Source organism: Putridiphycobacter roseus (assembly GCF_003234935.1).
Classification (GTDB): domain Bacteria; phylum Bacteroidota; class Bacteroidia; order Flavobacteriales_D; family Crocinitomicaceae; genus Putridiphycobacter; species Putridiphycobacter roseus.
The window spans coordinates 1-12,573 of record NZ_QKSB01000009.1; the positions used below are offsets into that span (position 1 = coordinate 1).

Annotated in this window: 8 protein-coding genes and 1 pseudogene; 2 read left to right on the forward strand and 7 right to left on the reverse strand. The window is 33.5% G+C overall.

Annotated elements, in window-relative coordinates; all coding sequences use genetic code 11:
- From DNU06_RS13255 to DNU06_RS13285, 7 genes and pseudogenes are all read right to left on the reverse strand, one after another.
- Positions 1 to 2,699 (reverse strand): annotated as a pseudogene (locus DNU06_RS13255) (hypothetical protein); the annotation flags it as partial.
- 84 nt (positions 2,700 to 2,783) lie between these two features.
- Positions 2,784 to 4,499 (reverse strand): single-stranded-DNA-specific exonuclease RecJ, encoded by a 1,716-nt coding sequence (gene recJ / locus DNU06_RS13260; RefSeq protein ID WP_111063974.1) that lies wholly within the window; start codon positions 4,497 to 4,499, stop codon positions 2,784 to 2,786.
- A 78-nt stretch (positions 4,500 to 4,577) separates the two neighbouring features.
- Positions 4,578 to 5,183 carry a superoxide dismutase gene (locus tag DNU06_RS13265; protein WP_111063975.1) on the reverse strand — a complete coding sequence of 202 codons (606 nt, stop codon included), beginning with the start codon at positions 5,181 to 5,183 and terminating at the stop codon, positions 4,578 to 4,580.
- Between the two features lie 108 nt (positions 5,184 to 5,291).
- Complete coding sequence (locus tag DNU06_RS13270) at positions 5,292 to 5,744, reverse strand: acetyl-CoA carboxylase biotin carboxyl carrier protein subunit (protein ID WP_111063976.1); 453 nt, start codon at positions 5,742 to 5,744, stop codon at positions 5,292 to 5,294.
- Between the two features lie 2 nt (positions 5,745 to 5,746).
- The gene (gene porW, locus DNU06_RS13275) at positions 5,747 to 8,449 is read right to left on the reverse strand and encodes a type IX secretion system periplasmic lipoprotein PorW/SprE (protein ID WP_111063977.1); all 2,703 of its coding nucleotides are present in this window, start codon (positions 8,447 to 8,449) and stop codon (positions 5,747 to 5,749) included.
- A gap of 82 nt (positions 8,450 to 8,531) precedes the next feature.
- Positions 8,532 to 9,308 (reverse strand): alpha/beta fold hydrolase, encoded by a 777-nt coding sequence (locus DNU06_RS13280; protein WP_111063978.1) that lies wholly within the window; start codon positions 9,306 to 9,308, stop codon positions 8,532 to 8,534.
- The gene (locus DNU06_RS13285; protein ID WP_111063979.1) at positions 9,301 to 10,596 is read right to left on the reverse strand and encodes an aminopeptidase P N-terminal domain-containing protein; all 1,296 of its coding nucleotides are present in this window, start codon (positions 10,594 to 10,596) and stop codon (positions 9,301 to 9,303) included. The genes DNU06_RS13280 and DNU06_RS13285 overlap by 8 nt, the downstream gene beginning before the upstream one ends.
- A 391-nt stretch (positions 10,597 to 10,987) precedes the next feature.
- On the opposite strand from DNU06_RS13285, the gene DNU06_RS13290 reads away from it, so the two are divergent.
- Complete coding sequence (locus DNU06_RS13290; RefSeq protein WP_111063980.1) at positions 10,988 to 11,926, forward strand: ribose-phosphate pyrophosphokinase; 939 nt, start codon at positions 10,988 to 10,990, stop codon at positions 11,924 to 11,926.
- 19 nt (positions 11,927 to 11,945) lie between these two features.
- Positions 11,946 to 12,557 carry a 50S ribosomal protein L25/general stress protein Ctc gene (locus tag DNU06_RS13295; protein ID WP_111063981.1) on the forward strand — a complete coding sequence of 204 codons (612 nt, stop codon included), beginning with the start codon at positions 11,946 to 11,948 and terminating at the stop codon, positions 12,555 to 12,557.
- Positions 12,558 to 12,573 lie beyond the last annotated feature (16 nt).

The window sequence follows — 12,573 nt, forward strand, 5'->3', positions numbered from 1 at the left end:
ATACCGTCGTCATCTGCATCTATGTCTAAATAGTTTGGTCCACCTGTTCCATCAGTATTTGGTAAAGTAAGTGGGGTTCCTGCATCATCAGTATCTACAATATCACTCATACCATCACCATCTGTATCAGTAATTACACCTGAACCAATTTGTCCATCTCCGTCTGCATCTGTTCCTCCTGCTTCAATTGCATCTACTATTCCGTCGTTATCTGAATCGATATCTAAGGCATCAATAAGACCATCTAAATCTGTATCTGGATTAGTTAATGCGGTTCCACCATTGTCGGTATCTACGATATCTGATAAACCATCACCGTCTGTGTCCGTAATTGGTCCAGTTCCGATTTGACCGTCACCATCTGGATCTGTGCCACCGTTTTCTATCACATCTGCAATACCATCATTATCTGAATCTACATCTAAGGCATCAATAAGACCATCATTATCACTATCTGGAATAGTTAAAACAGTGCCACCGTTATCTGGATCCACTAAGTCAGGAATACCATCTCCATCTGTATCGGTAACATCATCTAAAACACCATCTCCATTCGCATCTGTTCCGCCAGCTTCTACTAAATCTGAAACACCATCATTATCTGAATCTAAATCTTGGTTATTTGGAATACCATCTCCATCACTGTCTAAAGTACCTTCTACGATATCTGGTATACCATCACCATCTCTATCCGCGTCACATTTATCGCCTAAACCGTCACCATCTTGATCGTTTATCTCCAAATAATCATCCGTTCCATTTGAATTATCGTCTGCTAAAGCACCATAACCGTCTGAACCACTAACAGTCCCATTAGCATTAAGCCCAGTTCCATCTACTTCTCCATTTCCGTCTACATCTGTATAACCAGCTTCTATTACATCAGAACAATTATCTCCATCTGCATCTATATCAAAACTATTAATTATACCATCTAAATCAAGGTCAAAATTATCATTAATCAAATCAAAATTTGAATCGACAAAACCAGGGAACTGCGCATCAATATAATTTGGAAATCCATCAAAATCATGATCAGCCAATGGGTCGGAGGAATGTTCAGTTAGATCTAAAATTCCGTCATTATCATCATCTAAGTCTAAATCATCAGTAATACCATCATTATCGTTATCACAATTAGGAAGAATTTTTGCGACTAAACCAGAAGCTACATTAGAGGAGTAAAACCAGGTATTAATAGTTCTAGCATTTCCGAAATCATCACAAGTAGAAACGGTAGTAGAACCATCAAATAAATTTGGAGCCGGCACAGCCAAAGTTGGTCCAGCACCATCCCAAGCATGTTGGGGGCCAAACACACCTTCTAGTAAATTAATATCTGCATAACCAGCACCTGTATTATTATCCGTTAATATATTTGCACAAGTTCCATAATTCACTAAATCAGAATCATCCCAATACAATTTTTTCGATCCAGGCAGTGGAAAAATAGAGGTTACTTGAAAACCATTAGCATTTATTTCTGCATCATACATTGGAATATTCGTCCTTCCTTTAAACAAGGTAGCTTGCAGATTAATGTTTGCACCACCTAAAACAGGATTGCCTAATCCATCAAAACCATCCCAAGCAATAATACCATTACCGGCAGCAGCACCATAAATTTCAATTACTTTATCAGATGTAGCAGATTGATAACCTGGTATGCCATTGATATCTAACAATAGTGCTAAATCTCCAGCACTTTGAATATAATACGGGATATAATATTCCCCAGGACATCCATATATTTGATTCGTCAACACCGGTGAAGGTGCTGTTCTTGTGGGTATAAAAACTAAAGTATCAGGTAAATTTAAAAACGTTTTATAACCATTATTCAATGGTGGTGCACCTGCAGGAGAAATAACAGATTTTCTATCATAAATAAAACTACCTGTATTAATTACACCATAATAATTCATTGCTAATTCATAACCAAATGGCTTAAAACCATTCGCGAATTCCATACGAATAATCGAGCTATCCTTAGTATAAGCGTAATAGTCACCATTAAATGAATAATTTAGATCTCCCTCAAAATTAGAAGGATTATAAGTCAAAAACGACCATTTCTGACAACTAATACGTCCAGACTTTCTTACACCAGCATTTGTAGCTACTGTAAAATCAAAAAATACACCTACCACATATTCATTGGTGGAAGAAATACCGGCTGTTAGTGAGGAGTATATTTCAATGAAATACTCTCCATTAGCAGTAGGATCAAATGAAAGCGGCGTATAACCTGTTGGGGCGGTCCCAGCGATATTTGGTCCAGCAACAGCTTCGGTATAATCTGCAATATGTCCTGTTCCAAGTAAAGGAAATAATTGCGGTCCATATACAACAGTTCCAGAACCATCTTTTATTCTAATATAAACATCTCCTCTTTGGGCTAGGATTACTCGGTCGTAAAATTTACCTCCAAAATAAAAGTTTTCATTAACATGATCTGCAATTTCAAATCTGATTTTGTTTTCATCTGGTGAATTAAAAAATGGACCGGATGAATTTGCGTCCCCTACATACAAACCTACACCGTTTGTAGCAGTAGGCATTACTTCTTTAGTTCCCTCAGCAAAAAGTTGTTGTGGAAAAAAAATTGGTAATACAAAAATAAGAGTGAATAGCAAATTTGATGCCCTAAATCTAAAACTATTTGATTTAAAGCACTTTAATTCCAAAGTATCTTTCATAAGTATTGTTTAACAAAACAAAACTACAAAATTTTTCGATATGTTAATAAATACAAATTTTTGTTAATAACTTTAATTTGTTAATTAGGAATAGGGTTTAAGGTCTTTTAGAATCAACTGTAAGTTAGATTTGCCTTTCCACCGATTTTCTTCTAGATGATACACCACATTAAAAACCTTATTATCGAGATACTTAAACTGATCTTGAAAATTAAACCCTATAGCATCTATTTCAATATCATCTTGCACCAATTTAATTTTAAGGTGTGCTTCTTTTAAAATTTTAGGCGAATTTACAGGCCTAACCATATTTGTTCTAAATATGGGATTCATATTATCAGGACCAAATGGGGCGAATTGTTTAAGAATCCTATAAAATTTTGGTATACTATTTTGCTCTTCTAAAAATATATCTCTAAAATCAATTTCAGCCTCAACGGCTATCTTTGGTATTTTTCTTTTGGCGTCAGATTGTATTTTAACAGCTTCATTAAAAGCAACTCTAAAATCATCAATTTTTTCAATTCTTAAGGTTAATCCTGCAGCGTACATATGTCCTCCAAATTGTTCTATATGTTCTTCACATGCACACAATGCTTCATACACATTAATATTTTCTACACTTCTAACGGAACCAACTGCCATGCCATTAGATTCGGTTAATATGATGGTTGGTTTATAATATTTTTCAATCACACGTGAAGCCACGATACCAACCACTCCTTTATGCCATGTATCATTATACAAAACCGTTGTAAACTGCTTATCTTCATCCACATTACTACTGATCATAGTTAACGCTTCTTCGGTTATATCTTTTTCAATAAGGCGTCTAGTAGTATTGTACTCGTTAATTTCCTTTCCTATACTTTGCGCTTCCATCATAGTAGTAGCTAAAAGTAGCTCTACCGCTTTATTACCCGATTTAATTCTCCCTGCTGCATTAATTCTTGGTGCCAAAGTAAACACAACATCCGTCACTGTCAGGGGGGTCTGCTTACCAGCCAGCTCTAGCAATACTGAAAACCCAATTCTTGGCGCTTGGTTTAACTTCTTTAATCCATGGTATGCAAGAATCCTATTTTCCCCCATTACAGAAACCATGTCGGCCCCTATAGCCACCATCACCAAATCCAGTAAATGTTCCACTTCAGAAAAGGGCAAAGCAAAACTATCATTTAAAGCTTGAGCCAATTTAAAACCAACACCACAACCGCATAATTCCTTAAAAGGATAAGTACATCCTTTTTGCTTAGGATTTAATATAATGGCGTTTGGTAATATTTCACCTGGCGTATGGTGATCACATATAATAAAATCTACATCATTAGTCTTTGCTCTTTCTACCTTATCTACTGCTTTAATACCACAATCCAAAGCAATGACTAGAGAAAAATTATTGTCAATTGCGAAATCTACTCCAATATTGGAAACACCATACCCCTCTTTGTATCTATCCGGAATATAATAATGTAGATTCTTTGTGAAATTTCTTAAATACTGAAACATCAAGGCCACTGATGTAGTACCATCTACATCATAATCTCCATAAATTAATATATTTTCATTGTTATCTATAGCATCTTGAATTCTAATAACAGCTTCATCCATTCCCTTCATCAAAAAGGGGTTATGGAGTTCTTCTATGTCGGGACGGAAAAACTTTTTAGCTTTATCAAATGAGTCAATCCCTCTATTAATCAATAATTCTCCAATAGTTTTAGAAACATCTAATGCTTCAATCAAATCAATAAGTTGATCATTTTCTTCAAATTCCGAATAGTTCCAATTATTTTCCATGTGTCTGCTAGAGATATAAAGTACAAAAAAAAATCCTTTGCATAGCAAAGGATTTTAAATTTTATGGGTAGAATTTAATTATTGCGCTGCTACATATCTTCTGTTCACTTCTTCCCAGTTAATAAGGTTAAAGAAAGCATTGATGTAATCTGGTCTACGATTTTGATATTTTAAGTAATAAGCATGTTCCCATACATCTAAACCTAAAATAGGTTGTGACTCGCAAGCAACACCTGGCATTAAAGGATTGTCTTGGTTAGGTGTAGAACAAACTTCTAATTTTCCATTTTTATCTGAACACAACCAAGCCCAACCAGAACCAAATCTAGTTGCTGCAGCTTTAGAGAAAATATCTTTAAAAGCTTCAAATGAACCAAAAGCAGCATCAATTGCTTTAGCAACATCACCTGTAGGTTCTCCACCACCGTTAGGCGACATTACAGTCCAAAATAAACTGTGGTTATAGAATCCACCACCATTATTTCTAACTGCTGGCGTATTAAATCCTTGTACTAAAATTTCTTCGATTGTTTTATTTTCCAATTCAGTTCCTGCAATTGCATTATTCAAATTGTTGGTATATCCTTGATGGTGTTTTCCATAATGAATTTCCATTGTTTGTTTATCAATGTTAGGCTCTAATGCATCAAATGCGTATGGTAATTTTGGTAATTCAAATGACATAATAATTTATTTTTAATTAATACTGTTCAAAGATAAAGGTAATTTCGAAAAATTAAATTGATTTTAGATTTAAATAGTGTTAAGTGGAAAGGAAAATCGACAATTTACTTAAACCGATAGTTCAATTAAAAGTTGATTTTTTTCCACATTGTTTAATTCCTCAACAAGAACAGTTTTAATTTCGCAATCATGCTGGGCCTTCAATACATTCTCCATTTTCATGGCCTCTAAAATTAATAAAGCATCTCCTTTTTTAACCTGATCACCAGGTTTAACCTTAATTGCAATTACTTTTCCAGGCATAGGTGCTTTAATATCCGTGTTAACGGCATCAAAACTTCTCTTAATACCCATTTTATCTAAAGTAAAATCTAATTCATTTTTAAATTGAACCTCATGTGTATTATGATTGTGTCTAAATTTTAAAGTTTTAAGGTCTGGATTTAAATCCAAAACTTCAATCACTTCCCCGTCAATCTTATAAATATCCTCACTAATTTTTTCAACACTACTATCCTTACTATCTGTAAATAATTCGTTTAAAGCTATTTGATCAATCATAATTAATAATTTTCTAGGTAAAACGTGTTATATTCTTCCATATTTTTTGTCGACTGCAAGATGGAAAAATTGGGTTTAGTAATTAAGTAATACGTATAGTCACTCGCAATATTATTCAAAAGTGACTTAGCAGGAATGGAAGTAAAGGCATTTTTATACACTTCTGCTTTTGCGTAGTTATCGAATTGTTTAACTAATATAACTTGACCAGTCTCATCTATCAAAGTCGAAATTATTTTTATACCATCTCCATTAAAGTAAGAGGCATTAAAATTGGAAATTTTTATCTTCACTTCGTTTAACAAATTCTCTTTGTCTTCCGGAATTAGTACAATTAAATAATGCGGCTCCGTTAAACTAGGTTTGTATTTTAATTTTTCTTGAACATCATCTCCATTATTAGTCTGATTGATATAATTAGCAGCATATATACCTTCTGGAGAGTCGGGACTCAAGGCAATTAAATCTTCCAAAGGAGCTATTGCAGCAGTTGCTCCACCAATGCCGGTTTTACTAATTGCTTTGGCCTTTAAAATATAATATTTATTCAAATATTTATTATCCTGATCGTTAAATATTATATTATTACAATAGGTTATGGTAGCTACATATTGTTGTAATTCGTATAAATTTAGTGCTTTTTTATAGGTCAATAAATCTTCTTGTTCTATGCGTTCTTTTTCTTCAAAATAAGAAGGGTTTGAAATTAAATTGGCGATATCTGAATTTGGAAAATTTGTCTTTATGTAGTTCTCATACTCTTTTTGTTTGCTAGAACCTTTTAACTTTTCAATCAAATACAATTGATATGCAGCTGGTAATACTTTTTCATGTGGATAATTTTTTCTTAGTATTTTTTGAAAATAATCTATCGCTTCTTTTTCTTCACTTAACTGATTTTTATAAATCATACCCAAATTATACATGGCCACCATTTGATCGTCTTTTGATTTACTTAGTGCTTCATCACTCAGCGGTAATCCTTCCATTAAAATGTCTATGGTTAAAGAATCAACCGACACTACTGTAGAGTCAACCGCAAGTTCTTTGAATTCATTCGACTGTTGCTTGTTCGACCTTCTCCAGTCATCCTCTAGTTCTCGAGAAGACCAATTTAATTTAAAATCATTATAACCTTTCGCCAAGGATTTTTGATTATAAAAGTACCATTTTGAACCTTCCCCATTTACAGTGTTTACCGCACTCAATCTTCTTTGTTGCTCTTCTAATTTTAGCTTTTCAGTAATTTTTTTTATTCGTGCTTTTTCTTGAATATCTTTGAGGATGTTTTTTAACTCTTTTTCCAAATCCTTTTCAGAAAGTGAGACAAGTGCTTGTAAGCTATCTTCTTTGGAATAAACCTCATAGTTTTCTACCAAACTAGACAAACTTTTTGCTTTGTTTTCAATTCGACTATAATCCTCATGTTCTTTGGGGAGGACAGTAACACAACTGTCGTAATATTTTTGTGATTTGATATACAATTTATCTTCAAAATGCATATCCGCAAGCTTTAAATAAGACTTTGCTTTTTGTTTATCGTTATTTACCGAAAACTGAGCAGATTTGGTTAAATTCACTATGGCGGCTGCTCTATTACCTTCCCGTAAATCAATATCCGCTAAAACAAAATATACCTGATCTCTATACTCCAAGTTTTTTTCATCTTTCAACATTTTATTCAAATCTTTTCTCAGTTCAGTAGGATTTGAATTAGCGGTTAAAGCTTTATTTATTTTAGCATAAAAACGCATTTCATAAATTGCATTCGAATTAATGACACGGTTAAAATGACTACTTGCCGCAGCATTTTTTCCTAACTGTTGGTATAACTGTCCCAATATATACTCATACCTAGCCCGTTCTTTTCGTTTCTTGGTCAAGGTAATTGCTTTTTCTAACTGTGTAATTGCTTTGGGATAATTCTCTTGTTTGATACTTAAATTAGCCAACGTTAATTCGTAATCCTTTTTTAAATCATCTGTAAACTTTTCAGGTGCATGCTCTTCTTTTTTCTCCTTTTTCTTCTTTTTCTTTTCCCGTTTTTCCCTTGCTCGCTGGTATTTATTTTTTTTCGGGCCACTTTTTTTTAAGAAAGAAAACATTCCTTCCTTTTCTTCTTCGGCCGCTAATTTCATGTCATTTTCAGCAGAAATTAATTGTAAATTTGCTTTTGAATAGTCACCTTGTTCAATATAAATTTTTGCGAGCCAAATTTTTGCAGCATATTTCGTTGCGGCATGATTGTACTCTTTAATGATGTATTTAAATTTCTCTTCCGCTTTATCAAATTCTCTTTTATAGAAGTGTGCTTTTCCAATTAAAAACCAATTATCATCTATCCATCTGCAATATTCATCTTTCTTTCGACTTACCACATTTGGATCAGGCATTGAATGGCGATAAATTACTTTAGAACACTTTTCAATGGCCTTGTCCATATCTGGAAATAATTCTGAAGCCTCTTTTTCATTCGGATATACCTCAAGCGCCAATATCTGCGTGTAATCCTCCTTATATTTATTTCTAAATGAACTGGCAGATTGGTTAATAATTTCACCAGCATTAAAATACCCATTAAACCTTGCGGTCATATTATGATAACCAACATTGAGTGCTGCATCTTTTTCCGTGGAACATGCATTGATAATCAACAAAGCAAAAATGGTGATTACAGTATAAGTAAGTTTAAAGGTTTTAAACATTGAATAATATATAATTTCAATTAACGGTGAATCAACAAAATTATTTTAAATAAATTAAAAAACACCCTTTTTTAGCAGTAATTTAAGATCTGTCCTTTATTGTGTGCATTAAAACTTCGGTTAATTCCTTCGGTTGCTCAATAAATCCCATATGGCCGCAGTTAGAAATTGTATAACAATTTAATTCAGTGCCCCTTAAATATTCCGCCATACGGGAAGTTGTAACAATGGGATCTAAATCTCCTTGTATGACTTGCCAATTGGCATGTTTAGCTTGGGCAGAAAAGTCATTTCTTTCTAACATGGCTCTGGTACAATTCTGAATAACGGCCTTATCGATTCTCAAAGCCATTGCTTTTATGTTTTCTATAGCGACCCAATGATTTTGTACATTGCTTTTCGCAAACAAATTCGGAATTGCTCTTTGGATAAAACTCTTTTTGTTATTCTCCACTACCTCCACCAATCTTTGTCTGTCTAGTTTTTTTTGAGGGGAATCTTCCCAAAAATTGGAATGCAATAAGATTAAATGGATGGGTATCAATTGCGCTATTTCTAACCCAACGTACCCACCCATAGAATGACCAATCACAATTGGTGGACTATTCTTTTCGACTTTCAATATTTCTAACACTAAGGACGCCATCTGTTGTATTGAAAAAAAATCCAACAAATGACTATTCACTCCATGCCCTGGTAAATCAATTTTTAAGACTTTATAATCGTCTTCAAAACTTAAACTGATGTCCTCCCAAATTTGACTAGTCTCTAAAAAACCGTGAATAAATACCATTAAAGGACCTTTGCCCGATACCGTGTATCTATAATCCACATCATTTACTAATACGGTTTTAACCATGCTGCATTAAATCTTCAATCTCTTCTGCTTCAATAGGTATATTACGCATCAAATTAAAAGGGTCACCACTTTCTTGTACAATTAAATCATCTTCAATTCTAATACCAATACCTTCTTCCGGAATATAAATACCAGGTTCACACGTAAACGCCATTCCAGCTTCTATAGGCACTGTCCAAGAACCCACATCATGCGTGTCTAGACCTATAAAGTGAGAAGTTCCGTGCATAAAATATTTCTTATAGGCTGGCCATTCTGGATCTTGATTTTTGATATCTGTTTGGTCTATTAATCCTAAATCAAGTAGTCCCGACTCCATCAATTTTCCAACTTCCGCATGATAAGTATGCAAATATGTACCTGGGACCAATAATTTTTCCGCTTCTTTTTTCACTTTAAGTACTGCATTATAGACCGCCTTTTGACGTTCAGAAAATCGTCCATTAACCGGAACACATCTTGTCATATCAGAAGCATAGTTTGCATATTCAGCACCAAAATCCATTAAAATTACATCTCCATCTTGGCAAGGTTGGTTGTTTTCAATGTAATGTAAAACGCAAGCATTTTTTCCAGATCCGATAATAGGCGTATATGCAAAACCATTAGAGCGATTTCTTAAAAATTCATGCATCAATTCAGCTTCAATTTCATACTCCATTACCCCGGGTTTAATAAAACCTAAGATTCTCCTTAATCCTTTTTCAGTAATATCACATGCTTCTTGCATCAAGGCGATTTCAGTATCTTCCTTAATACTTCTAATGGCATGCATTATTGGAGACGACTTTCTAACACTATGACTAGGATGATTCTTCGAAAAACTTTCTATAAATCTATCTTCCCTAGTTTGAACAATTGTATTGGCTCTAGTATGTTCATTCTTGTTAAAATAAATTTTATCGGCCTGTGCCATCACCACTTTCATGATGGCATCAAACTGGTCTAACCAATATACATTTTTAATACCACTAGTTTCGAAAGCTGCAGGTTTGGTAAGTTTTTCACCCTCCCAAACAGCTATGTGCTCATTTGTTTCTTTTAAAAAAAGCATTTCTCTATGCTTTTCATCAAATGCATTTGGAAATAAGACCAAAATACTCTCTTCTTGATCTACACCAGATAAATAAAAAATATCTCTGTGTTGCTGAAATGGCATAGTACTGTCTGCACTAATTGGATAGATATCATTAGAATTGAAAATGGCAATTCCATTATTTTCCATCCTTTTTACAAATTTTTGTCTGTTCTTTACAAATAAGTTTTTTGCTATTTTTTTATATTTCATAACTTGTATCTTTTGAAGGTATAAAGGTATTATTAATTCTGAAAATTACAATGAGATAGGAATAACAAAAGAAGTAAAGTAATTAGCAAAAGCCACTCTTTTTTAACACATACTCTGATTACTGAATAGTCACTTAATGTTAAATGTCTTACGGACCCTGAAGGGCCCAAAAAAAAATTAGAAAAAATAATTATGACCATTATTAAATAACAGTAATCATGCTACCTATTAAAGTAGTTTAATCAGCCTTTAAAGCGATTAAAACTATAGATAAAAAAACCAACAAAGCCATGTATAAATAAACCCATTCGCAAATTGAGTAGATTGTAAAGCTCAAAATTGTTTGAATGATAATATTTAATTACATTTGCACCCCCAATAAAACTAACGCATGTCATCAGGAATTAAAATATTTTCAGGCAGAGCCACAAAATCTTTAGCAGAAAAAATTGCTTTAAGTTACGGCAAAAACCTTGGTAATGTAATCGTTACTGAATTTAGTGATGGAGAATTTGAACCTTCATTTGAAGAGACAGTTCGTGGTCAAGATGTATTTTTAATACAATCGACTATGCCTCCAACAGAAAATTTATTCGAACTTTTACTGATGATAGATGCTGCAAAACGGGCATCTGCAAAATCTGTAACTGCAGTAATTCCTTATTTTGGATTTGCTAGACAAGACAGAAAATCTAAGCCAAGAGTTCCGATTGGAGCAAAAATGGTAGCTAATATGTTACGTTCAACTGGTGTTGATCGTATAATGACCATGGATTTACACGCTGATCAAATTCAAGGATTTTTTGAAGTACCAGTAGACCATTTATATGCTTCCACCATTTTCCTTCCATATCTACAACAAATTGATACAGGAAATTTGATCATGGCAGCCCCAGATGCAGGAGGAGCAAAAAGAGCTAACTCTTATGCGAAAAAATTAAACATTGGTCTTGCAATGTGCCATAAACAAAGAAAAGTGGCAAACGAAGTTGCAGAAATGACTGTAATTGGTGATGTTAAAGGAAAAGATGTCATTCTAGTAGATGATATGGTTGATACAGCAGGCACATTAACCAAAGCGGCAGATTTATTCATGCAAAATGGTGCAACATCTGTACGTGCTTTTTGTACGCACGCAGTTTTATCAGGACCTGCACTAGAAAGAATTGAAAAATCTTCCTTAACAGAATTAATAGTAACTGATTCCATTCCATTAAATGGGAAAGAAAGTAGTAAAATCAAAGTGTTGAGCGTAGCGCAGTTATATGCTGAAGTTATGAAAAGCATGGTTAACCATGAATCTATAAGTTCACACTTTATTATCTCGTAAATAAATAAATAAAAATAAAATGAAAGAAGTATCATTGAGCGGTTCGCTTAGAACGAACGTAGGGAAAAAAGATGCGAAAGCTGTAAGAAATGAAGGTAGAGTACCATGTGTAGTTTATGGTTCTGGAAAGCAAACACATTTCAGCGTTAAACACATGGATTTATATAAAATCATGTTTTCTCCAAATGTATATTCAGTCAACATTAATATTGACGGTACAAAAGTAAAAACAATCATTCAAGATTCACAACAACATCCTGTAACAGATAAAATTTTACATGTTGACTTTTTAGAATTACAAGATGATAAAATGGTTAAAATTGATATTCCAGTAACTGTAAGTGGTAGATCAATTGGTGTAATGAATGGTGGTAGATTACAACAAGTATTTAGAAAATTAACTGTTTTAGGTTATCCAAAAGATATTCCAGAAACAATTAATGTTGACATTACTAAACTTAGAATTGGTCAATCCATTAGAGTGAAAGCATTAGAAACTGGAGAATTAAAGATATTAAATGCACCAAATGCAGTAGTAGTATCTATCAAAATGTCTAGAGGTGCAATCGATCTTGAAGAAGAAGAAGCAGCAGCAGCTCCAGAAGCAGCAGCAGAAGAAGCAGCGGAATAAAAGTTTTAAATTGTTA